The organism is Pseudomonas sp. XS1P51, assembly GCF_054897845.1.
Genome location: NZ_CM142707.1, coordinates 1,390,009 through 1,413,711, shown reverse-complemented (window position 1 = coordinate 1,413,711; position 23,703 = coordinate 1,390,009). Strand labels below are relative to the sequence as shown.

General features: G+C 61.3%; 21 protein-coding genes. 14 read left to right on the top strand and 7 right to left on the bottom strand.

Going from position 1 to position 23,703, the window contains the following annotated elements:
* The first annotated feature begins 20 nt into the window (after positions 1 to 20).
* From ACYZUD_RS06525 to ACYZUD_RS06495, 7 genes are all read left to right on the top strand, one after another.
* The gene (locus tag ACYZUD_RS06525) at positions 21 to 869 is read left to right on the top strand and encodes a polysaccharide deacetylase family protein (RefSeq protein WP_462023177.1); all 849 of its coding nucleotides are present in this window, start codon (positions 21 to 23) and stop codon (positions 867 to 869) included.
* A complete protein-coding gene (locus ACYZUD_RS06520) occupies positions 862 to 1,749 on the top strand; it encodes a polysaccharide deacetylase family protein (RefSeq protein ID WP_462023176.1) in 888 nt (295 codons plus the stop codon). Before ACYZUD_RS06525 ends, ACYZUD_RS06520 begins: the two co-directional genes overlap by 8 nt.
* Complete coding sequence (locus ACYZUD_RS06515) at positions 1,746 to 3,095, top strand: MmgE/PrpD family protein (protein WP_462023175.1); 1,350 nt, start codon at positions 1,746 to 1,748, stop codon at positions 3,093 to 3,095. Before ACYZUD_RS06520 ends, ACYZUD_RS06515 begins: the two co-directional genes overlap by 4 nt.
* Positions 3,096 to 3,246: 151 nt before the next feature.
* Positions 3,247 to 4,425, top strand: a complete 1,179-nt coding sequence (locus tag ACYZUD_RS06510; RefSeq protein WP_462023174.1) for an MFS transporter — start codon at positions 3,247 to 3,249, stop codon at positions 4,423 to 4,425.
* A gap of 160 nt (positions 4,426 to 4,585) precedes the next feature.
* Positions 4,586 to 5,293 (top strand): HPP family protein, encoded by a 708-nt coding sequence (locus tag ACYZUD_RS06505; RefSeq protein ID WP_462023173.1) that lies wholly within the window; start codon positions 4,586 to 4,588, stop codon positions 5,291 to 5,293.
* A 219-nt stretch (positions 5,294 to 5,512) separates the two neighbouring features.
* Positions 5,513 to 6,619 (top strand): enoyl-CoA hydratase/isomerase family protein, encoded by a 1,107-nt coding sequence (locus ACYZUD_RS06500; protein WP_462023172.1) that lies wholly within the window; start codon positions 5,513 to 5,515, stop codon positions 6,617 to 6,619.
* A 3-nt stretch (positions 6,620 to 6,622) separates the two neighbouring features.
* Positions 6,623 to 7,774 carry an acyl-CoA dehydrogenase family protein gene (locus ACYZUD_RS06495; RefSeq protein ID WP_462023171.1) on the top strand — a complete coding sequence of 384 codons (1,152 nt, stop codon included), beginning with the start codon at positions 6,623 to 6,625 and terminating at the stop codon, positions 7,772 to 7,774.
* 109 nt (positions 7,775 to 7,883) lie between these two features.
* Here the strand turns inward: ACYZUD_RS06495 and ACYZUD_RS06490 are convergent, their stop codons facing one another.
* The 6 genes from ACYZUD_RS06490 to ACYZUD_RS06465 form a co-directional block, all read right to left on the bottom strand.
* Positions 7,884 to 8,657, bottom strand: coding sequence for an enoyl-CoA hydratase (locus tag ACYZUD_RS06490; RefSeq protein WP_462023170.1), 774 nt, complete (start codon positions 8,655 to 8,657; stop codon positions 7,884 to 7,886).
* 144 nt (positions 8,658 to 8,801) lie between these two features.
* Positions 8,802 to 9,929 carry an acyl-CoA dehydrogenase gene (locus tag ACYZUD_RS06485; RefSeq protein ID WP_462023169.1) on the bottom strand — a complete coding sequence of 376 codons (1,128 nt, stop codon included), beginning with the start codon at positions 9,927 to 9,929 and terminating at the stop codon, positions 8,802 to 8,804.
* 160 nt (positions 9,930 to 10,089) lie between these two features.
* The gene (locus ACYZUD_RS06480; RefSeq protein ID WP_462023168.1) at positions 10,090 to 11,283 is read right to left on the bottom strand and encodes an acetyl-CoA C-acyltransferase; all 1,194 of its coding nucleotides are present in this window, start codon (positions 11,281 to 11,283) and stop codon (positions 10,090 to 10,092) included.
* Positions 11,284 to 11,295: 12 nt separating this feature from the next.
* The gene (locus ACYZUD_RS06475) at positions 11,296 to 12,057 is read right to left on the bottom strand and encodes an SDR family NAD(P)-dependent oxidoreductase (protein ID WP_462023167.1); all 762 of its coding nucleotides are present in this window, start codon (positions 12,055 to 12,057) and stop codon (positions 11,296 to 11,298) included.
* Between the two features lie 16 nt (positions 12,058 to 12,073).
* Entirely contained in the window at positions 12,074 to 13,738 is a 1,665-nt protein-coding gene (locus tag ACYZUD_RS06470; protein ID WP_462023166.1) for an AMP-binding protein, read from the bottom strand.
* Positions 13,739 to 14,008: 270 nt separating this feature from the next.
* On the bottom strand, positions 14,009 to 15,025 hold the full coding sequence (locus ACYZUD_RS06465) for an AraC family transcriptional regulator (protein WP_462025193.1): 1,017 nt from the start codon (positions 15,023 to 15,025) through the stop codon (positions 14,009 to 14,011).
* A 288-nt stretch (positions 15,026 to 15,313) separates the two neighbouring features.
* Between ACYZUD_RS06465 and efeU the strand changes: the two genes are divergently transcribed.
* The 5 genes from efeU (at position 15,314) to ACYZUD_RS06440 (ending at position 21,002) form a co-directional block, all read left to right on the top strand.
* A complete protein-coding gene (gene efeU, locus ACYZUD_RS06460) occupies positions 15,314 to 16,153 on the top strand; it encodes an iron uptake transporter permease EfeU (protein ID WP_462023165.1) in 840 nt (279 codons plus the stop codon).
* Between the two features lie 111 nt (positions 16,154 to 16,264).
* On the top strand, positions 16,265 to 17,464 hold the full coding sequence (gene efeO / locus ACYZUD_RS06455) for an iron uptake system protein EfeO (RefSeq protein ID WP_462023164.1): 1,200 nt from the start codon (positions 16,265 to 16,267) through the stop codon (positions 17,462 to 17,464).
* 18 nt (positions 17,465 to 17,482) lie between these two features.
* Positions 17,483 to 18,781 carry an iron uptake transporter deferrochelatase/peroxidase subunit gene (gene efeB / locus ACYZUD_RS06450; protein WP_462023163.1) on the top strand — a complete coding sequence of 433 codons (1,299 nt, stop codon included), beginning with the start codon at positions 17,483 to 17,485 and terminating at the stop codon, positions 18,779 to 18,781.
* Positions 18,782 to 18,806: 25 nt separating this feature from the next.
* Positions 18,807 to 19,631, top strand: coding sequence for an iron uptake system protein EfeO (gene efeO, locus ACYZUD_RS06445; RefSeq protein ID WP_462023162.1), 825 nt, complete (start codon positions 18,807 to 18,809; stop codon positions 19,629 to 19,631).
* Positions 19,632 to 19,823: 192 nt separating this feature from the next.
* Positions 19,824 to 21,002, top strand: a complete 1,179-nt coding sequence (locus ACYZUD_RS06440) for an MFS transporter (RefSeq protein ID WP_462023161.1) — start codon at positions 19,824 to 19,826, stop codon at positions 21,000 to 21,002.
* On the opposite strand, the gene pssA is transcribed toward ACYZUD_RS06440, so the two are convergent.
* Entirely contained in the window at positions 20,997 to 22,340 is a 1,344-nt protein-coding gene (pssA, locus tag ACYZUD_RS06435; RefSeq protein ID WP_462023160.1) for a CDP-diacylglycerol--serine O-phosphatidyltransferase, read from the bottom strand. The two genes, ACYZUD_RS06440 and pssA, sit on opposite strands and share 6 nt — an antisense overlap.
* 215 nt (positions 22,341 to 22,555) lie before the next feature.
* Here pssA and ACYZUD_RS06430 point away from each other — a divergent pair, with 215 nt between their 5' ends.
* Entirely contained in the window at positions 22,556 to 23,119 is a 564-nt protein-coding gene (locus ACYZUD_RS06430; protein WP_462023159.1) for a TetR/AcrR family transcriptional regulator, read from the top strand.
* Between the two features lie 56 nt (positions 23,120 to 23,175).
* Entirely contained in the window at positions 23,176 to 23,652 is a 477-nt protein-coding gene (locus ACYZUD_RS06425; RefSeq protein WP_462023158.1) for a nuclear transport factor 2 family protein, read from the top strand.
* Positions 23,653 to 23,703 lie beyond the last annotated feature (51 nt).

Below are 23,703 nucleotides of genomic sequence, written 5' to 3'. Positions count from 1 at the left end.
TCATCAACGGAGTGTCCGAGATGTCCTCCTCGCTGCAACCCACCTGGCCCGACCAGCACAAAGCCTGCCTCGCCCTGGCCTTCGACCTCGATGGGCCGACCGGCGATGCCATGCTCAACGGCTCGATCTGGCGCAAGCCCGAGTACTTCGGTTTCGGTGGTTACGGCCCCTATCGGGCGCTGCCACGGATTCTCGATCTGCTCGACGAGTTCCGGATCCCGACGACGTTCTTCGTCCCAGCCTGGGTCGTGGAGAACTGGCCGAAACAGTGCCAGGCGATTGTCGAGCGCGGGCATGAGGTGGCCTACCACGGCTACAAACACGAATCGTTTTACGCCCTGACGCTGGAACAGCAAAAGGACGTGATGAACACATCCCGCGAAGTGTTCTGGAAGCACCTGAACATCCGCGCCGAAGGTTTCCGCACCCCGTCTGGCGACTGGCGGGCCGAGACGCCGGCCATGCTGGTCGAAGCGGGCGTCACGTACTCCAGCAGCATGCGCGGCGATGACCGACCGTACCTGGTGAAAGTGCCCGGCTTTGATACGCCACTGGTGGAAATCCCCGGCCGCTGGGAAATGGATGACTACGCCTCCATCGCCTATACCCGCGCGCCGGACTTTCCTTCCGGGCTGGACCGCACCGCCAGCTACGCGCTGACGCTGGACAACTGGTGCCGCGAGTTCGACGGTGCCATGAATGAAGGGTTGTGCCTGACCACCCTGTTCCACCCCAAGATCACCGGTAAACCGGGGCGCATCCTGCTGCTGGAAAAACTCTTCGAACACATGCGCCAGCGCGACGACGTGTGGTTCGCCACCTGCCGCGATGTCGCCCAGTGGTGGCTGAAGGAGCATCACCATGGCTGATTCCACTGTCTGGCCCAAAGGTTACCGCTGCGCCGTGGTGCTGACCGTCGATTACAACGACATCCACGGCATCCTCACCCAGGCCCCGGAAGTCGCCGGGCGCGACAAGACCCTGTCGGTCTGGCGCTATGGCACCCAGCGCGGCGTCGACCGTTTGCTCAGATTGTTCGCCGAGCTGGGGGTTGCCAGCAGCTGGTTTGTTCCGGGCATCGTCGCTGAGGAAAACCCTGAGCACCTCCGGGCGATCCAGGCCGGCGGGCATGAAATCGCCTGTGCGGGCTATCGCCATCAGAACTACGACACCCTGGATCTGGCCGCGCAGAGCGCCGAGATCGCCAAGGGCTGCGCGGCGTTGACGGCGCTGACCGGCCAGCGACCGACAGGGTTTCGCCTCCCGGCCGGTAACGGTGCGCCGGGGTTCATCGAGGCACTAAGAGATCAAGGCATTCGCTGGTCTTCGTCGTGGCGCGGGGATGATTTGCCGTTCGCTCACCCGACGGCGCCCGCCGTGATCGAACTGCCGCTGCACTATGAACTGGAGGACGAACCCTACTTCGCCTTCAACCTCAGCCCGGCCGTGCCGCCGGCGCAATCGCGGATCGCTTCTTACAGCCACACCCTGGGCAACCTGAAAATGGACTTCGCCGGATTTCACCGGTTCGGGCTGTGTTATGTGCTGCGGCTGCACCCCGAGATCATCGCCACGCCAGGGCGGATCGGCGTGTTGCGTGAGTTGCTTGAGGGCATCCAACAGCACGACGACGTATGGATCGCCACGGGTGCTGAAGTCGCTCAGTGGTGGGCGGATTCGGCCGCACCCGTAGCCGAGGACCATCCGGCGTCGGTGTATGAGCGGCATTATCGGGATTACCTCGTATGACGGAGCCCATGCAGCGACTGGCGCAGTTCTGCGTCGACACGCAGTTTGAAGACTTGCCCCCGGCATTGGTGGCGCAAGCCAAACGGCACATTCTCGATACCTTTGGCGCGACGTTGGCCGGAGCCGGTAGCGATGTGGCCAGGCAGGCTCGACTGATATTCGAGGACGAGGCCGGTAATACGCTGGTCTGGGGCACTGACCTGCGGGTCGGCGCCGCCCAGGCTGCGATGCTCAACGGTGTCGCCGCCCACGCGCTGGAGCTGGACGACACCGGTGGCTGCGATCACTCCGGCGCGGTGGTGCTGCCGGCGGTCATGGCCGCTGTAGCGATGTCGGCAAAACCGGTTTGCGGTCGTGAATTCATCACGTCCGTGGTGATCGGCTACGACGTCGGCCGTCGGGTGCTTGAAGCTTGCGGCGGTTATTCGGCGCACAACGGCGCCGGTTGGCACTCCACCGCCACCTGCGGGGTGTTTGGTGCGGCGGCGGCCTGTGCGCGGATTCTCGGACTGGATACCGCGCAAACCGTGTCGGCACTGGGCATCGCTGGCAGTTTCAGCGGCGGCCTGTGGGCCTTCATTCATGACGGTTCGCAGAGTAAAAAGCTGCACAGCGGTCGCGCGGCCGAGGGCGGATTGCTGGCGGCGCGGTTTGCCCAGCAAGGCATCAGCGGGCCGACAAAGTTGTTCGAGGATGTCTGGGGCGGATTTCTCAGAACCCTGGCTGGCGTGACGTCAGACCCGAACGCGCTCGATGCCGAATTGGGCCACGTGTGGAAACTCGCCCGCTGCTCGATCAAGCCTTACGCCGCGTGCCGGGGGACTCATTCGGCAATCGATGCGCTGGGTCTGTTGCTGGACCAACTGCAGGTCAGCATCGATCAGATCGAGGATGTTCAGGTGTCGCTGTGCGGTTTTCTTCAGGACATGTGCGGCGGGCGCGACGTGGCCAGTCTGGCGGCGGCGCAGATGAGCCTGCCGTATGCCCTCGCGGCGCGGCTGGTGCATGGTCATTGCCGGTTGGAAGCGTATGACGATGAGCAACGTAGCGATCCGCGTATTGCTCAGTGGATGTCGCGCATTCGCCTTGAAGTGGACCCGCAACTGTCAGAGGATGGCGAGCCTGTTGTCAGCGTACGGACCGTGGACGGTCGGCAGGCGAGTCTTTGCGTTGACGTGCCCCTGGGGGCACCGGGCAATCGGTTGAGTGATGAAGCGCTTGAGGAGAAGTTTTTCAGTCTGGCGCTGCGGGGGATGCCGCGGCGAAAGGCGGAAGAATTACTGGAGCAGTTGTGGCGGCTGGATGCGCTTGAATCGGTTCGTTCGCTGGATCGGTGGCTGACTTGAGTCTTGTGTTGCCTGATCCGGCCTCTTCGCGAGCAGGCTCGCTCCCACAGGGAAACGCATTTCAAATGTGGGAGCGAGCCTGCTCGCGATCGGCGGCGACACGGTGTCGCGATGAACACTACACCATCTGAATAAGGACATTTGCACCACCGTGGCCACCTACTCGCTCGTTATCCGCCGGCTGATGATCTGCTCGCTGACCATTGTCGTCAGCCGCGCCATCACCAGCCCGCTGCTCACCCTGTTCCTGAGCAACAAGCTCGGCCTCAACCAGCAGGACGTCGGTTTGCTGCTGGGCATTGCGGTGTTCATTGCCACCCTGCTCGCCCTTTATGGTGGTTACATCATCGACCGCCTGGAGAAACGTCGGCTGTTGATCCTCGCCATGCTGTCGAGCGCCATCGGCTTCGTGTTGCTGACCTTCGCCGAAAACCTCTACCTGACCACCCTGACCCTGGTGATCACCGAAACGGCGTCGGCCTTGTTCCTGATCGGCTCGAAGGCGACCCTCAGCGAAAACCTGCCTGTCGGTCAGCGCGCCAAGGCCTTTTCCCTGCGCTACACCCTGACCAACATCGGCTATGCCACCGGCCCGATGCTCGGCGTGGTGATAGCCGGCGTGTATCCGATTGCGCCGTTCCTGATGGCCGGCGGCATCGCGTTCTTCAGCATCTTCCTGATGAGTGGAATCCCGAAAGACTCGGCCCAGGTCCCGTTGATCGGCCAGCCGCAAAGTTTTCTCAGAACCCTGATCACCCTGAAAAACGATCGCACCCTGATCATGTTCACGTGTGGTTGTTTGCTCAGCACCGTGGTCCACGGCCGATTCACCCTGTACCTGTCGCAATACCTGCTGGTGACCCAGGATTCCAAGCGTGCCCTGCAAACCATGGCCGCCCTGCTCGCCTGCAACGCCATCAGCGTGATCCTGCTGCAATACCAGATCGGCCGCTTCCTCAAGCGCGAGCAACTGCGCTGCTGGGTCGCGGGGGGGACCAGCCTGTTCATCCTCGGGCTGATCGGTTTCAGTCTGGCCGACAGCCTGGTGTCGTGGTGCGTGGCGATGTTCATCTTCACCCTCGGTGAAATGATCATTTACCCCGCCGAATTCCTCTTCGTCGACACCCTGGCCCCGGAAGAACTGCGCGGCAGTTACTACGGCGCACAGAACCTCGCGGCCCTTGGCGGTGCGTTGAGCCCGGTGATTTGCGGCTTCCTGCTGATGCACACGCCCGCACCCACGATGTTCTATGCCCTGAGTGCGTTGACCGCCATCGGTGGTTTCCTGTGCTTCATGAGTGGCCGTCGCGTGGCCATACAGCAAAAATAATGCACTCAAGCTGCATTAATATGAATTTGTCATTATCTGGAATGAACGGCACACTGTGCCTCGTTCCTCCCCCAATTGTTGGAACTACTTCAAGGGCTTTCTGGGTATCCCCAGCTAAGCCTTTTTTTTGCCTCGATTTTTGTAATGGAACGTTCGCCTCATGTTCGCTCGCTGGTTTCCTGCTGCCATTAACACTCGCCCCTCGGAATGGAGCCGCGCCGCCATCGGCATGTCCCTGGGCACGATGTTCAGCGTCTGGCTCTGCAGCCTGGTATTCGGCATGGAAGTGGCGCAGCACCTGATCGGTCCGCTGGGGGCGTCGGCGGTGCTGTTGTTCGCGGTGTCCTCCGGGGCCCTCGCCCAGCCCTGGTCGATTCTCGGCGGCTACTTCAGTGCCGGGGTGATTTCGCTCCTGGTCGCTCACGTGCTCGGACGCACCCTCGGCAGCGCCTGTCTGGCGGCGGGCATGGCGCTGATTCTGATGTGTTGGCTACGTTGCCTGCACCCGCCGGCCGGGGCGCTGGCGCTGCTGCTGGTGTTGGCCGACCCGGCCACCATTGCCCTGGACTGGAAAGCCCTCGCCCCGGTGATGCTCGGCGCATCGAGCATGCTGCTCAGTGCCGTGACCTATAACAACCTGACGCGCATTCGTTACCCAAAACGCGCCAGTGAACCGGTGGCGGTCGTGCCGGCCGATCATCCTCCTGTCGATAGCCAGGCCATCACCGCCCAGGACTTGAAGCTGGCCCTGGCGGACATGGAGGCGTTCTTTGATGTCACGCCCGAAGACCTTGAGCAGTTGATTCACGCCAGTGAGCTGCATGCCAAGCGCCGCAGCATTGGTGATGTTTTTTCCAGTAAGGGTTGAAAGATCAAAAGATCGCAGCCTTCGGCAGCTCCTACATCTGGAACGCGATCCTCGGTCGGAGCTACCGGAGGCTGCGATCTTTTGATCTTGCGTTAAGGCAAAAACGCAGACGAGACCTGCACATATCTCGGTTGTACATGGCAAATTTGCACTGTTACGATCCAGCATCGCTCGCGCGCGAGCTTCTCTATAAAGAACAATAAAAGCAGGGAGTTAGTGATGACTGCTCAGGTTTCATCGAAGGGGACTTCGTCCATGGATGCCACGCAAAACCACGTGCTGGCCGAGGTTCGCAACCACATTGGTCACCTGACGCTGAACCGCCCCGCCGGCCTCAACGCCATTACCCTGGACATGGTCCGCAACCTGCACCGTCAGCTTGAAGCCTGGGCGCACGAGCCGCTCGTGCATGCGGTGGTGTTGCGCGGTGCTGGCGAGAAGGCTTTCTGTGCCGGCGGCGATATCCGCTCGCTGTACGACAGCTTTAAAAGCAGCGATACGTTGCACGAAGATTTCTTCGTCGAGGAATACGCCCTCGACCTCGCTATCCACCATTACCGCAAACCCGTGCTCGCCTTGATGGACGGTTTTGTCCTGGGCGGCGGCATGGGCCTGGTGCAAGGTGCCGACTTGCGGGTGGTCACCGAGAAAAGCCGTCTGGCGATGCCGGAAGTGGCCATTGGTTATTTCCCGGACGTGGGGGGTAGCCACTTCCTGCCACGGGTTCCCGGTGAACTGGGTATTTACCTCGGCGTCAGTGGCGTGCAAATCCGCGCGGCCGATGCGCTCTATTGCGGCCTGGCCGACTGGTACCTGGAGAGCGCCCAACTGGGCACGCTCGATGAACAACTCGATCAGCTCGAATGGCATGAAACACCGCTGAAAGACCTGCAAGGTCTGTTGGCGAAACTCGCGGTGCAGCAACTGCCTGATGCGCCACTGAGCAAACTGCGCCCGGCCATCGATCACTTCTTCGCCCTGCCCGATGTGCCGAGTATTGTTGAGCAACTGCGTGAAGTAACGGTCGCCGACAGCCATGAGTGGGCAGTCACCACCGCCGACCTGCTGGAAAGCCGTTCGCCGCTGGCCATGGGCGTCACCCTGGAAATGCTGCGTCGCGGTCGGCACTTGAGCCTGGAAGACTGCTTCGCCCTGGAGCTGCACCTGGACCGCCAATGGTTCGAACGCGGCGACCTGATCGAAGGCGTGCGCGCCTTGCTGATCGACAAAGACAAGAACCCGCGCTGGAATCCGCCGACCTTGCAGGCGCTGGACGCCGAACACGTCGCGAGTTTTTTCACGGGTTTTGAGCGGAGCGGGAGCTGAGCCATGCACGATATCGAATTGAGCGAAGAGCAAGTGATGATCCGCGACATGGCCCGGGACTTTGCCCGCGGCGAAATCGCGCCCCATGCGCAAGCCTGGGAGAAGGCCGGCTGGATTGACGACGGTCTGGTGGCGAAGATGGGCGAACTCGGCCTGCTGGGCATGGTGGTGCCCGAAGAATGGGGCGGTACTTATGTCGACTACGTCGCGTACGCCCTGGCGGTGGAAGAGATTTCTGCCGGCGACGGCGCCACTGGCGCACTGATGAGCATCCACAACTCGGTGGGCTGCGGGCCGGTCCTCAACTATGGCACCGAAGAACAGAAACAGACCTGGCTGCCGGATCTGGCCAGCGGCCAGGCCATTGGCTGCTTCTGCCTGACCGAACCGCAGGCCGGTTCCGAAGCGCACAACCTGCGCACCCGCGCCGAACTGCGCGACGGCCAGTGGGTGATCAACGGCGCCAAGCAATTCGTCAGCAACGGTAAGCGGGCGAAACTGGCGATCGTGTTTGCGGTGACCGACCCGGATCTGGGCAAGCGCGGTATTTCAGCGTTCCTGGTGCCAACGGACACGGCGGGTTTCATCGTTGATCGCACCGAACACAAGATGGGCATCCGTGCTTCCGATACCTGCGCGGTCACCCTGAGCAACTGCAGCATTCCCGAAGCCAACCTGCTCGGCGAACGCGGCAAAGGCCTGGCCATCGCCCTGTCCAACCTCGAAGGCGGGCGCATCGGCATCGCGGCGCAGGCGTTGGGCATTGCGCGTGCGGCGTTCGAAGCGGCGCTGGCCTACTCGCGGGATCGGGTGCAGTTCGACAAGCCGATCATCGAGCACCAGAGCATCGCCAACATGCTGGCCGACATGCACACCCGCCTGAACGCAGCGCGGTTGTTGATCCTGCATGCGGCGCGGTTGCGCAGTGCCGGCAAACCGTGTCTGTCGGAGGCTTCACAGGCGAAGTTGTTTGCGTCGGAGATGGCCGAAAAGGTCTGCTCGTCGGCGATGCAGATTCATGGCGGGTATGGGTATCTGGAGGATTACCCGGTGGAGCGTTACTACCGGGATGCGCGGATTACGCAGATTTATGAAGGGTCGAGCGAGATTCAGCGCATGGTGATTGCCCGGGAACTGAAGCACTACCTGGTGTGATGCCCTAAAAGCATCGCGAGCAGGCTCGCTCCCACAGTAGATCTCCAGCGTTCATGAGATCCCTTGTGGGAGCGAGCCTGCTCGCGATAGCGTCAGCGAAAACGCCGCATTACTTACCTTGGAACTCAGCCTCACGCTTGGCAATAAACGCCGCCATCCCTTCTTTCTGATCCTGCGTCGCAAACGCCGCATGGAACACCCGACGCTCAAAGCGCACGCCTTCCGACAGGCTCACTTCAAAGGCGCGGTTGACGCTTTCCTTGACCATCATCGCAATCGGCAACGACTTCCTGGCAATCGTTGCTGCGACTTTCAGCGCTTCTTCCAGCAACTCATCCGCCGGCACGATCCGCGCAACGATTCCGCAACGCTCCGCTTCCACCGCGTCGATCAGTCGACCGCTCAGGCACATTTCCATGGCCTTGGCCTTGCCCACCGCGCGGGTCAGGCGCTGGGTGCCGCCCATGCCCGGCAACACGCCGAGATTGATTTCCGGTTGGCCGAACCTGGCGTTGTCGCCGGCCAGGATGAAGTCGCACATCAGTGCCAGTTCACAACCACCGCCCAAGGCAAAACCGTTCACCGCCGCGATGATCGGCTTGCGGCGGTTTGCCACGCGGTCGCTGTCGCTGAACAGGTCGTCCAGATAAATCTGCGGATAGGTCAGCTCGGCCATTTCCTTGATGTCGGCGCCAGCGGCGAAGGCTTTTTTCGAGCCGGTCAGCACGATGCAGCCGATGTTCGAATCGGCTTCCAGGCCATCGAGGGCGTGGTTCAGTTCGCTGACGATCTGTGCATTCAACGCGTTCAGTGCTTGCGGACGGTTGAGGGTAATCAGGCCCACGCGGCCGTGGGTTTCCAGCAAAATCGTTTCGTAACTCATAAATAACTCCTGTTTTGCAAAAAAGCTCGATCCCCTGTAGGAGCGAGCTTGCTCGCGAAGGACGTGAGAGCGCCGCGTTTTATCCTGGCCCCCGTCATCGTTAACGTTTATCGCGAGCAAGCTCGCTCCTACAGGGGTTCCTTTTTAGAGATTGCGCGAAATGACCATGCGCTGAATATCGCTGGTGCCTTCGTAGATCTGGCAGACCCGTACGTCGCGGTAGATCCGCTCCAGCGGGAAGTCGTTCAAGTAACCGTAACCGCCGAGGGTTTGCAACGCCGAGGAACAGACCTTTTCGGCCATTTCCGAGGCGAACAGCTTGGCCATGGACGCTTCGACCAGCGCCGGTTTTCCGCTGTCACGCAGCGCCGCCGCGTAATGCACCATCTGCCGGGCAACGGCGATTTGGGTCGCCATGTCCGCCAGACGGAACGCTACCGCCTGGTGCTCGATGATCGGCTTACCGAAACTCTCGCGCTCACGGGCGTAATCACGGGCCGCTTCGAACGCCGCACGGGCCATGCCCACCGATTGCGAGGCGATACCGACACGCCCGCCTTCAAGATTGGCCAGGGCGATTCGGTAGCCTTCGCCCTCCTCGCCCAATCGGTTGGCCACCGGGACCTTCACGTCTTCGAACAGGATCTGGCAGGTGTCGGACGCGTGCTGGCCGAGTTTGTCTTCAACCCGTGCGACTTTGTAACCCGGCGAATCGGTCGGCACGATCAGCGCCGTGATGCCGCGCTTGCCGGCACTCGGGTCGGTCACGGCGAACACGATCACCACCCCGGCATTCTGCCCGGAGGTGATGAACTGCTTGCAGCCGTTGAGCACGTAGTGATCGCCGTTCAGCTTGGCGCGGGTTTTCAGGCCACTGGCGTCGGAGCCGGCCTGCGGCTCCGTCAACGCGAAGGCGCCCAGCATCGAGCCACTGGCCAGCGGCTTGAGGAAGCGCTCTTTCTGGTCGTCGTTACCGTACTTGAGGATCGGCACGCAACCCACCGAGTTGTGCACGCTCATGATGGTCGAGCAGGCGCCGTCGCCAGCGGCGATTTCCTCCAGGGCCATGGCGTAGGCCAGGTAACCGGTGTCGCAACCGCCCCACTGCTCCGGCACCAACATGCCGAAGAAGCCCAGTTCGGCCATCTCGCCGATGGCTTCCTTGGGGAAACGGTGCTCACGGTCCCACTCGGCGGCGAACGGTTTCAGCCGTTCCTGGGCAAACTGCCGGGCCGCTTCGCTGATCTGAAGTTGTTCGTCATTGGGAATCATGCCAAGTCCTTAAAAATACAATTGACCTTGTAGGAGCTGTCGAGTGAAACGAGGCTGCGATCTTTTGACTTTGATTTTTTAAAAACAAAGATCGCAGCCTCGTTTCACTCGACAGCTCCTACATGGCACCTACACAGCTCCTACAGGAACCGTGCGGGGCTTAGTAGAGACATTCAACGGCCATGGCCGTCGCTTCACCGCCGCCGATGCAGATCGCCGCAACGCCGCGTTTCAGGCCTTTCTGGCGCAGGGCCGAGAGCAAGGTCACGAGGATCCGCGCGCCGGACGCACCGATCGGGTGGCCCAGGGCGCAAGCGCCGCCATGCACGTTGATCTTCTCGTGGGGGATTTCCAGTTTGGTCATGGTGACCAGGCTGACCACCGCGAACGCTTCGTTGACTTCGACCAGATCCACTTCGTCCAGGGACCAGCCGGTTTTCTTCATCAGTTTCTCGATCGCGCCCACCGGTGCAACCGGGAACAGGCCGGGCGTATCGGCAAACGCTGCGTGGCCGTGAATCACTGCCAGTGGTTTGAGACCGCGTTTTTCGGCTTCGGAGCGCCGCATCAGCACCAGTGCCGCCGCACCATCGGAGATCGAACTGGAGTTCGCCGCCGTGACGGTGCCGCCCTCGCGGAACGCCGGTTTCAGCGAGGCGATCTTGTCCAGTTTGGCTTTCGGTGGCTGCTCGTCGTTGCTGATCAGCACCTGCTCTTTGCCGACGGTCACGGTGAGCGGCACGATCTCGTCTTTGAAGCTGCCGTCCTTGATCGCCTGTTGCGCGCGGGTCGTCGAAGCAATGGCAAATTCGTCCTGGGCTGCGCGGCTGAAACCGTTGGTTTCGGCGCAATCTTCGGCGAAGGTGCCCATCAGGCGACCCTTGTCGTAGGCGTCCTCCAGGCCGTCGAGGAACATGGAATCGAGCACGCGACCGTGGCCCATGCGGTAACCGCTGCGTGCGCGGTCCAGCAGGTACGGCGCGTTGGACATGCTTTCCATGCCGCCCGCGACGATCACGTCAGCGCTGCCGGCGATCAGCATGTCGTGGGCCAGAATGGCGGCTTCCATACCCGAGCCACACATCTTGTTCAGGGTGGTGCAGCGGGTCGATTTATCCAGCCCGGCACCCAGTGCGGCCTGGCGCGCAGGGGCCTGGCCGAGGCCGGCGGACAGCACGCAGCCGAACAACACTTCTTCGACGGATTCAGGCGCCACACCGGCGCGTTCAACCGCAGCGCGAATCGCCGCAGCGCCCAGTTGTGGCGCGGTCAGGCTTTTCAGTTCGCCCTGGAAACCACCCATCGGGGTGCGGACGGCGCTGACGATAACAATGGGATCGTTGGAAAGGGTCATGACAAATCCTCCTTACTTGGCGGCCATGCGCAAGGCACCGTCGAGACGGATCACCTCGCCATTGAGCATGCTGTTTTCAATGATATGCCTGACCAGCCCGGCATACTCGCCGGGTTTGCCCAGGCGCGGCGGGAATGGCACGCCAGCGGCCAGGGACTCGCGGACTTCCGGGGTCATGCCGGCCATCATCGGCGTTTCGAAAATGCCCGGGGCGATGGTCATCACCCGGATGCCAAAGCGCGCCAGTTCCCGGGCGGCTGGCAACGTCAGGCTGACGATTGCGCCTTTGGACGCCGCGTAGGCGGCTTGACCGATCTGGCCGTCATAAGCCGCCGCCGAGGCGGTGTTGATGATGACGCCGCGCTCGCCGTCGACATCTGCTTCGGTTTCGGCAATCGCCGCCGCCGCCAGTCGCAGCATGTTGAAGCTGCCGATCAGGTTGACGTTGATCACCTGACTGAAATTGGCCAGCACATGGGGGCCGTTCTTGCCGAGGATCTTCTCGCCACGAACGATACCGGCGCAGTTGACCAGGCCATTGAGGCCGCCAAAGGCTTTGACCGTCGCCTGCACGGCCGCTTCGGCCGCGGCTTCGTTGCTGATGTCGGCCACCACGCTCTGCGCACCGAGGCGTTGAGCCTGGGCTGCGACCGCCTCGGCGTTCATGTCCACCAGCATCACTTTGGCGCCGGCCGCGACCAGCATTTCAGCCGTGGCCGCACCGAGACCGGACGCGCCGCCGGTAACGAGAAAAACCTTGTTTTCGATCTGCATCATTGTTTCCTTGGATTCAAGCTGAAACGTTCTTCGCCGCAGCCTCTTGAGCCTTGGCGATTTCCTGGTTGCGCAAGATAAAGCGCTGCAATTTGCCGCTTGGGGTTTTCGGCAACTCACTGACAAATTCGATTTCACGGGGGTACGAATGCGCGGCCAGACGCTTGCGCACGTGTTGGCGCAGTTCTTCTGCCAACTCGGGCGCGGCGCGGTATTGCGCGCTGAGCACGACGAACGCCTTGACCAGCTCGGTGCGTTCCGGATCGGGTTTGCCGACCACGGCGGCTTCGACCACGGCCGGGTGTTCGATCAACGCGCTTTCCACATCGAACGGACCGACGCGATAGCCAGACGTGGTGATCACATCGTCACTGCGGCCGACGAAGCTGATGCTTCCGTCCGGGTTCCACTCGACAGTGTCGCCGCTCAGGTAGTAATTGCCGACGAAGGCCTTGGTCGGCGCCCCTTCGTAACCACCGAACCAGCACATCGGCGACTGGGTACGGTCGATGGCCAGAATGCCTGGCTGACCAACGCCGAGTTCCTTGTACTCATCGTCCAGCACCACGATGCGGTGGCCGGGCGAGGCGAAACCCGCGGCCCCCATGTGGATCGGGTGTTCCAGCGCATGATGATTGCACAGGACCATGCCCAGTTCGGTCTGGCCGTAATGGTCGTGAATGACCACGCCGAGGTTGTCGGCAAACCAACGGATCACTTCCGGGTTCAACGGCTCGCCGGCGCTGCTGACGATGCGCAGCTTGCCTTTGATCGACTTGGCAAACTCGTCGCCGCCCGCGATCAACAGGCGATACGCGGTCGGTGATCCGGTGAGGTTAGTGATCCCGTATTTGTTGATCACCCGGCAGGTGCTTTCGAGGGTGAACGGGCCATCGTAAAAAGTGATCGGATGCCCCATGGCCATGGGACCTGTCACACCGAAATAGATGCCGTAGGCCCAACCCGGATCGGCCACGTTCCAGAATGCGTCGTCGGGGCGCAGGTCCACGGCGTCACGGGTGTAACTCTCGAAGGCGACGATGGCCTTGAGCGGCACCGACAGCGCTTTCGACGGGCCGGTGGTGCCCGAGGTGAACATCAGCAGGAACGGGTCTTCGCCGGTCAGCAGGACCGGTTCGCACTCAGGGGAATAATTGGCCAGTTCGGCCCAGAAGCTGTAATCGCCACGAACAATGCCCTGCCCCTTGGGACCGGCGACGGTGACGATGGTCGGGCAGTCAGCGACTTCAGTGAGTTTCGAGCGATTGACCGCGTCGGTCACCACCACTTTGGCGCCGGAGCAGCTCAGGCGATGTTCGATGGCTTTGGGGCCGAACGCGGTGAACAGCGGCTGATAGACCGCGCCGATGCGCCAGGTGGCGAACACGGTGATCAACAATTCGATGTTACGCGGCAAGAGGCCCGCGACCTTGTCGCCTTTCTTCACGCCCTGGGCCAGCAGGAAATTGGCGAAACGCGCGGCTTTGTCCTGCAAGTCGCTGAAGGTGTACGTCGCACTGGCGCCGTCGCGGCCTTCCCAGAACAGCGCAATGCGCCCCGGCAAGGCGTGCCGGTCACAACACTCGATACAGGCGTTGAGGGCAGTCAAGTCGCCGGCGAGCGAGGCGTCGACGGTGTGCTGATAATTGAACTGAGATGTAGCAGACAAGTAGTCGCGCATTGCCAGAATCCCTCTGTATTTTTATTAGGTTGGGGGAACCGTAACTAACAGGGAAATACTCGCTCTGCGCGGGGGGTGGGGCAATGGTCAAAGCTATCAAGTTGCGTGACTGGTTTGGCCAAGATCCGAGAGATGTGGCGCCTGGGAGGGCCTCATCGCGAGCAGGCTCGCTCCCACATTGGATTTTCAGTGCGACAGAGATCAACTGTGGGAGCGAGCCTGCTCGCGATGAGGCCGGCTGCATCAACATAAGGTCTGGATCAGTCTGGATCAGTCAGCCTCATTCAAAATCAGGCTGCGGTAATGCCCCGGATTCGACCCGGACCACTTGCGAAACGCCTTGTAGAACGAACTGGTATCGGCAAACCCCAGCCGCGCAGCAATTTCGGCAAAGCTGATGGCGGGTTCGGCCAGCCAGACGATGGCCAATTCCTTGCGCACGCTGTCCTTGAGCCCTTGATAGGTTTGCCCTTCCTCCGCCAGGCGCCGGCGCAGGGTCGAGGCCGACATGCACAACTGTTGCGCCAGGGCCTCGGTCTCCGGCCAGTGTTCGGCAGGCAGTTGCCGCAAATCGTGCTTGACCCGGCTGGCCAGACTCTCTGGATCGCGGTACTTCACCAGAATGTTCGCCGGCGCATGGGCCAGGAAACGCTTGAGTTCTTCAGCGCTGCGCTTGATCGGTAAATCCAGGCAATCGGCCGAGAAAATCATCCGGGTGCGCGGCCGGTCGAAGCGCAGGTTTTCCGAGAACATCACCTGATAGTCATCGCAGAAGTCCGGCGCCGGGCATCGCAACTCGATGGCCAGGATCGGAATCCGCCGCCCTGCCAGCCAGCAGGCCACACCATGAACGATCATCCAGTAGGTGAAATAGGTGAAGGCGCGGCGCGGATCCTGGTCGTCCTCCAGCAGCACGATCTCCGCGAGGCTTTGCTGACGAACCAGCTGCGCCGGCAGGTGTTCGAGCATCAACGACAGGAAACCCAGCCCGGAGATCAGCCCCGCAGCAAGGCTCGGCTGGACCATGGAGCAACGACAGAGAAACTCCAGACTGCCGGATTTGAGCTTGCGCGGGTCCATGCCAAAAAATTCATCGTCCCTGCGTCGGGCCAGCAAACGCCACAAGCGTGCATAAGCCGTGGCCGCGACGCGGGCATCGGGGGTGGCCAGCAGCGTCGGATCGATGCCGACCTTGTTCAACACCTCTTCGGTGGCGACGCCCGGGGCACAGCTTTGCAACAGCGCTTCACGCACCAGTTGAATGGAGATGGTGTCTTTTTCCGACATTGAGCGAGGCAAGCCCTGTTCTTGTTTGAAGTGGTGGGCATATTAGCGCAGCCGCTCAATCAACACAGATTCCTTGTGGGAGCGAACCTGCTCGCGATAGCAGCGTGTCAGGTGACATCAACTTCGGCTGACAGTCCGCTATCGCGAGCAGGCTCGCTCCCACAGGGGACACGGGTGATCTTCAGGGTTGTTCAGGCTAGGTTCAGGTAAATGTCAACTATTGCCATTTGGGAATGAGTGTCATTATGTTACAAATTAGCACCCTATCTAGTTCTGCGACGGTGCTGAATGCTTGTTCCTTTTCTGATCATGCTGCGCGAAGGCATTGAAGCCGCATTGATCGTTGGCATTATCGCCAGTTACCTCAAGCAGACCGGCCGTGGCGAGTGGATGCCCGCCGTGTGGATCGGCGTATTCCTCGCCGCGGCCCTGGCGTTGCTGGTAGGCGGTGGCCTGGAACTGGTCAGCGCCGAGTTCCCGCAGAAACAACAGGAGTTGTTTGAAGGTGTGGTTGGCCTCGTCGCTGTCGGCATCCTCAGCTCCATGGTGTTCTGGATGCGCAAAGTCGCGCGTTCGATCAAGCATTCGCTGCACGTTTCCCTCGATCACGCGTTGACCGGTTCCAGACACCAGGTGACGGCGCTGATCGCCATGGTGTTCTTCGCCGTGGCCCGCGAAGGCCTGGAAACCGTGTTCTTCCTGCTCGCGGTGTTCCAGCAAAGCGAAGGCCCGGCCGCCCCCATCGGTGCCCTACTCGGGCTGATCCTGGCAATCATCGTCGGCTTCCTGATCTACACCGGCAGCATGCGCCTGAACCTCGGCGCGTTTTTCCGCTGGACCGGCCTGTTCATCCTGGTGGTGGCCGCCGGGATTCTGGCCAATTCCGTGCAAGCGCTGCATGAAGCCGGGGTCTGGAATCACCTGCAAACCGTGCTCTTTGACTTCAGCGCGACGCTGCCGATGGACGGCCCGTTGGGCTCGGTGCTGGCCGGCATGTTTGGCTATCAGGACGCGCCGACCGTCAGCACCCTCGGGGCGTACCTGATTTATCTGGTGGTGGCGCTGGTGATGTTCTTTCTCCCGGCCCCACCCTCCCGTAGGAGCGAGCTTGCTCGCGATGGTCGTTAACGATAACGCGCAAAACCAGATGTACAGCGGCGCCTGTGGTGTTTTCGCGAGCGAGCTCGCTCCTACAGGGTTGCGATTTCCAGCAATGATTTCCAGCCAGTAAGGGCACCCATGCCAAATCAAGCCCCTCCTCAGGCCTCCCCTCCCCGCGCCTTGCGCTGGGCGGTGGCCGGTTCGGTGATCGTGATGATCGCCGCCGGCGGCCTGTTCTATTACGCCTCGAAAATGGCCGCGGCCAAGCGACAGGCCAACCATGACGAAGTGCTGGTAACCATCCACCCGCACAGCTGCGAACCGAATGCGCTGACCGTCCCGGCAGGTCGTGCCAGTTTCCGCATCGTCAACCGCTCGGACCGGGCCGTTGAATGGGAAATCCTCGACGGCGTGCTGGTGGTCGAAGAACGGGAAAACATCGCGCCCGGCCTGAGTCAGGTAATCAACGCCAACCTGTTGCCCGGCGACTACGCGATCACCTGTGGCCTGCTGAGCAACCCGCGCGGCACCTTGCATGTCACGCCGACCGCCGCATCCGATGCGGCCGCCAAGGCCAAGCCTTCGATGGTGGCGTTCGTGGGTCCGTTGTCGGAGTTCCGCGTTTACCTGAGCAGCCAAGGCACCGCGCTGATCAAAGCCGTCACCGCCCTTGAGCAAGCCATCGAAGCCGGTGACCTGAGCCAGGCACAAGCCTTGTACGTACCGGCCCGCGCCGCCTATCAACGTATTGCGCCGGCCGCACAGCGTCTGGCCGAGCTGGACAATGGAATCAACGCCCGTGCCGATTACTTCGAAAAACGCGAGCAGGACCCCGGCTTCAGCGGTTTCCATCGCCTCGAATATGCGCTGTTCCAGCAACGCAGTCTCGACGGTTTGACACCGGTGGCCCAGCGGCTGATTGCCGACGTCACCACGCTCAAACAACAACTGCTGGCCCAATCGCTGCCGCCGGAGCAACTGGTGAGCATTGCGGTGCGCAACCTCAACAGCATCGCCGAGGTGCGCGCCAGCAGCGGCGAAGAGGAACGCTATAGCCACACCGACCTGAACGGTTTTGCCGCCAACCTGGAAGCCGCCCGCAAAGTCGTCGATCTGTTGCGTCCGCTGCTGACCAAGTCTGCCGCCGAGCTGCTACCGAAGATCGACAGCGCTGTCGCCGGCCTCGATGCCGAACTCAACGGTTTCAAGGTCAACGATGGCTACGCGAGCTACGACAGTGTCAGCGCCGAACAGCGTAAACAGATCGCCGACAAGGCCAAGGCGCTGGCCGACGCACTCGATGGAATCGATCCCGCCCTTGGCCTTTCCGGCCTGTAAGCAGAAGACGAGTTTTAGATGAACGAATCAGAGCAATTCAACCTTCAGCGTCGCCGGGTATTGATGGGCATGGGCGCCGCCGGTGTGGCCCTGGCCGGTTCGGCACTGAGCTGCCCGGCGATGGCCGCCAGCCCGGCGCAAGTCACCGAAGCGCCGAGCAGCGACAAGACCGAAGACCGTCACGAGTTCCACGGCAAGCACCAGACCGGCATCGTCACCCCGCGCCCGGCGTCGGGCATGCTCGTGTCGTTCGATGTGCTGGCCAGCGACCGCGACGATCTGGAACGGCTGTTCCGCACCCTCAACGAGCGCATCGCGTTCCTGATGAAGGGCGGCCCGGTGACGCAGGTCGATCCGAAACTGCCGCCGGTGGATTCGGGCATTCTTGGCCCGGTCGTCACGCCAGACAACCTGACCATCACCGTGTCGGTGGGCGAGTCGTTGTTCGACGAGCGCTTCGGTCTGGCCCACGCCAAACCCACGCGTTTGATCCGCATGGTCGGCTTCCCCAACGATGCGCTGGAAGCCGACTGCTGCCACGGCGACTTGAGTTTGCAGTTCTGCTCCAACACCACCGATACCAACATCCACGCCTTGCGCGACATCGTGAAAAACCTGCCGGACTTGCTGCTGGTGCGCTGGAAACAGGAAGGCAGCGTGCCGCCCCAGGCTCCGGTGAAACCGGGTGTACCGGCGCAGAGCGCGCGTAACTTTCTGGGGTTTCGCGACGGTTCGGCCAACCCCGATTCCAACGATGCCAAAGCCATGGACAGCATCGTCTGGGTCCAGCCCGGCAGCGACGAACCGGCCTGGACGGCCAATGGCAGCTATCAAGCGGTGCGGATCATCCGCAACTTCGTCGAGCGTTGGGACCGCACGCCACTGCAGGAACAGGAAAGCATTCTGGGTCGCATCAAAAGCACCGGTGCGCCCATGGGCGGCGCCCACGAAACCGAGGTCCCGGATTACGCCAAGGACCCGGAAGGCAAGCTGACCAAACTCGATGCGCACATTCGCCTGGCCAACCCGCGCACCGCCGCGACCCAGGCCAACCTGATCCTGCGTCGGCCGTTCAACTACTCCAATGGCGTGAACAAGAACGGTCAGCTGGACATGGGCTTGTTATTCATCGGCTACCAGGCCGATCTGGAAAAAGGCTTCATCACTGTGCAAACCCGACTCAACGGCGAGCCGCTCGAGGAATACCTCAAACCGGTCGGCGGCGGGTACTTCTTCACCCTGCCGGGTGTAACGGGCGACGAGGATTTCATCGGCCGCTCGCTGCTTGACGCTGCATCTCCAAAAACAACTGCATAAACCAACCCCCACACGGAACCGTCCCATGAAAAAGTCGCCACTCGCGTTACTGCTGACCCTTGGTTTGCTCAACACCCCGCCTTCGGCTTTCGCGGCGACGGCGCCGCTGGAGTTGGTGGGGCCGATCTCGGACTACAAGATTTACGTCACCGAACAGCTGGACGAGCTGGCCAGTCACACCCAGCAGTTCACCGACGCGGTGAAAAAAGGTGACCTGGCCACCGCGAAAAAACTCTACGCCCCGACCCGGGTTTACTACGAGTCGATCGAACCGATTGCCGAACTGTTCAGTGACCTGGACGCGTCCATCGACTCCCGTGTCGATGACCACGAAAAAGGCGTGAAAGCCGAAGACTTCACCGGTTTCCACCGCATCGAATACTCACTGTTCTCGGAAAACAGCACCAAAGGCTTGGACGAACTGGCCGATGGTTTGAACAAGGACGTACAAGACCTGCAAGCCCGCGTGGCTGGCCTGACCTTCCCGCCGGAAAAAGTGGTGGGCGGTGCTGCCGCGCTGCTGGAAGAAGTCGCCGCAACCAAGATCTCCGGTGAAGAGGACCGTTACAGCCACACCGATCTGTATGACTTCCAGGGCAACATCGACGGCGCGAAGAAAATCGTTGATCTGTTCCGTCCGCAGATCGAGAAACAGGACGCGGCGTTCATTGCCAAGGTCGACAAGAACTTCGCCACGGTGAACAAGACGCTGGCCAAGTACAAAACCAAGGGTGGCGGTTTCGAGACCTACGACAAAGTGAAGGAAAGCGACCGCAAGGCGCTGGTCGGGCCGGTGAATACCCTGGCTGAGGATTTGTCGACGTTGCGTGGGAAGCTAGGGCTGAACTGAGTTTTATAGCGTCTGAGCGGGCCTCATCGCGAGCAGGCTCGCTCCCACATTGGATTTGTGGTCGGCACAGATCCCTTGTGGGAGCGAGCCTGCTCGCGATTGCTTTCTCACCGGCGACACATTTTCCTGATGGATTGCACAGGCCGCGCTAACATCCCTCGCCAATAATAATGTTCACGAAAGACTCACCCCATGCCTGCCCCCACCTTCGACCTGCGCCCACTCATGATCGCCAACATGGCCTGCACCATGGCGATGATGGCGTTCGTCTCCCTGATCGGCCCGATTGCCCGGGTGCTGGGTCTGGCCACCTGGCAGGCGGGTGCGGCGGTCACGGTGTCCGGCGTGATCTGGATGGTGCTGGCGCGTCCCTGGGGTCAGGCCAGCGACCGCTTCGGGCGGCGACGGATCCTGCTGCTTGGCACCGGTGGTTTCACCCTCGCCTACTGGGCCTTGTGCCTGTTCATCGACACGTCATTGCGAATACTGCCTTCGGCGCTGCTGGCGTTTATCGGGCTGATGCTCGGACGCGGGCTGATCGGGATGTTCTATGCCGCGATCCCGGTAGGTTGCAATGCACTGATTGCCGACAACGTCGAACCCCAGCACCGCGCCAAATCCATGGCCGCACTGGGCGCCGCCAACGCTTGTGGGCTGGTGATCGGCCCGGCGATAGCGGCCTTGCTGTCTCGTTACAGCCTGAGCCTGCCGTTTTACGCGATGGCCTTTCTGCCGTTGCTCGCATTCCTCGTGCTGCGCTACAAGCTCAAGGCTCAGGAACTGCACCTGCGCCAGGCGCCGCGCAAGGTTCACCTGAACGATCCGCGTCTGTGCCGGCCAATGGCGGTGGCGTTTGTGGCAATGCTCTGTGTGTCCATCGCACAGATCACCGTCGGCTTTTTCGCCCTCGACCGACTCGGCATGAACCCGGCAGACGCCGCGCAAACGGCCGGTATCGCCCTGACCATGGTCGGTTTTGCGTTGATCTGTTCGCAGTTGGTGGTGCGTCGACTGGAATGGCCACCGCTGCAACTGATCCGGGTCGGCGCACTGGTGGCTGCCGCAGGGTTCTCCGGCAGCATGATTGCCGACACCGCGTGGGGTTTGTGGCTGTGCTTCTTTGTTTCGGCGGGCGGCATGGGCCTGATTTTTCCGTCCTTCGCCGCGCTCGCCGCCAACGCGGTCGAGGCTTCCGAGCAAGGCGCGACGGCCGGTTCGATCGGTGCCGCGCAAGGTTTCGGCGTGGTGATCGGGCCGCTGGCGGCGACGCTGATTTACGGCATCGATCCGCGTTTTCCCTACCTGGTGGCCGCCGCGTTGCTGCTGCTCGTGGCCCTGTGGCCGGCCCCCAGGCAGCGCCAGGCTTTATAGAATGCGATAGAGCAAGCGTTCGATCCGCACACGGCTGACGCGCTTGAGGAATTTGGCCACGCCCGCCGGGTAATCCGGAAGGGTTTCCAGGTCCTGGTAACGTTCGATGCGGCGGGTGTGCTGGAAGATCTCGGCCAGTTCTGTGCGCCGCGGTTCCAGCAGTTCACCTTTGGGGTCATCAATCAGCAGCGCATTTTCAAGGTCGAGACGGAACGCCCGTGGATTGAGGTTGTTGCCGGTCAACAAGGTGTAGCGCTGATCGATCCACATGCCTTTGAGGTGATAGGTGTTATCGCCGTCCTTCCACAGGTGCAGGTTCAACTGACCGCTGTCGACGCTGCGGTGATGACGCTTGGCAAAGCGCCGCAGGCTGATCTCGTAGAGATACGGCAACGCCGCGATGACCTTGAACGGTTCGCTTGGCGGGATGTAGAAGTCGTTGGCCGTCTTGTCGCCGACCACGATATCGATCTTCACGCCTCGTGCCAGCGCCCGGTTGATTTCCCGGGTCACCGCCAGCGGCAGATTGAAGTACGGCGTGCAGATCGTCAGTTGATGCTGGGCGCTGGCGATCAACTCGCAAATCACCCGGCTCAACGGGTTGTTCTTGCCCACACCGAGCAACGGGCTGACCGACAAACCACCTTTGGCGGTGGTGCCCGTCGTGGTGTCGTACGTCGCGTGCTTGAGGCGGCTGCGCAGGTCGCCGATATCGTTGCGCAGGCTGCGGGTGGTTGGCAGGTTCGGCAAGTCGAGGCGATGCACCGCTTTGGAGGCGATCAAGCCGTGCTGAATCAGGTGCTGCATCGAATCGGCCAAAGCGCGGTTTTGCAGCAGGTGATAGCGGTCGTAGCGGTACTTGTCGAACTTGTGCAGATAGACGTTGTTCAGACTCGCGCCGCTGTAGATCACGCAGTCATCGATCACGAAACCCTTCAAATGCAGCACACCGAACAACTCGCGGGTCTGCACTGGCACGCCGTACACCGGGACAACACTGTCGTGAGTGCGGGTGGTTTCCTGATACCAGGCCGAGTTGCCCGGCTGCTTGCCTGCACCGATCAAGCCACGTTGGGCGCGCAGCCAGTCGACGACCACCACCACGTCCAGTTCCGGGCGGGCCAGTTTGGCGGCGTGCAGGGCATCGAGAATTTCCTGGCCGGCTTCATCCTGTTGCAGATACAGCGCGACGATGTAGATGCGCTGGGTCGCCTGGGCGATTTTTTCCAGCAGGCAACGGCGGAACTCGGCAGCGCCAGAGAGGATGGTGACGGCATCGGCGGTCAGCGGAAAACTGCGCAGTTTGGGCAGCAGAGAGCGTTTGAAAAGCGACGGCATAGGGCTCGCAATGGGTCGAATCCGAAGAACCCGAGAGCTTACACCATGGATGGGCTTGGGTCTTGTTAGTGTCTGTAATGGCCCATCGCGAGCAGGCTCGCGCCCACATTTGAAATGCATTCCCCTGTGGGAGCGAGCCTGCTCGCGATAGCAATTTCACAGGCGAATAAAATAGATGCTTGACCAAGGAGAACGATCGTTCTACTGTTGGCCGCATGAACGAAATCACTAGCAACGACACACGCGACATCATTCTGGATGTCACCGAAAAGTTGATCTACAAAAGTGGCATCGCTGCCACCGGGATGGATCTTCTGGTGAAAACCGCCGGCGTCTCCAGAAAAAGTATCTACCGCTACTTCGCCAGCAAGGAGGAGCTGATCGTCGCGGCCCTGCAACGCCGCGACGTGCGCTGGATGCACTGGTACAGAAGCGCAGTCGACCAGGCCGAAACCCCGGCCGACCGGCTGCTCAACCTGTTTACCGTGCTCAAGTCCTGGTTTGCCTCCGAAGGTTTCCGTGGCTGCGCATTTATCAACACCAGCGGTGAAACCGGCGATCCGCAAGACCCGGTTCGCCTGGTCGCCAAAGAACATAAACAGAAGCTGCTCGACTACGTGTGCGAGCTCTGCACCGAACATGGCGCGACAGACCCGGAGACGCTGGCCAAACAGCTGCTGATCCTGATCGACGGCTCCATTACCGTGGCGCTTGTCATGGGTGATCACAGTGCCGCCGATAATGCGCAATGCATGGCGCGAACGTTATTGGACCTGTAACACTTTAACCAAGCCCGACAACTTGCTTGAACTTTAATTTGATAGGGAGACTTTAAATGTCTAACGCCGAAGTTCGTCCGCCATTGCCGCCATTCACCCGTGAATCGGCCATCGAAAAAGTTCGCCTGGCCGAAGACGGCTGGAACTCCCGCGACCCGGAACGGGTGTCGCTGGCCTACACCCTGGATACCAAATGGCGCAACCGGGCCGAGTTCGCTTACAACCGTGAAGAAGCCAAAGGTTTCCTCACGCGCAAATGGGCCAAGGAACTGGACTATCGACTGATCAAGGAACTCTGGGCTTTCACTGGCAACCGCATCGCCGTGCGTTACGCCTATGAATGGCACGACGACTCGGGCAACTGGTTCCGTTCCTATGGCAACGAAAACTGGGAGTTCAATGAAGATGGTTTGATGGCCAACCGGTATGCCTGCGTCAACGACATGCCGATCAAGGAAAGCGACCGCAAGTTCCACTGGCCGCTGGGCCGTCGCCCGGATGATCATCCGGGGCTGTCTGACCTCGGTCTGTAAACACAATCCCCCCTGTAGGAACTGCCGAAGGCTGCGATCTTTTGATCTTAA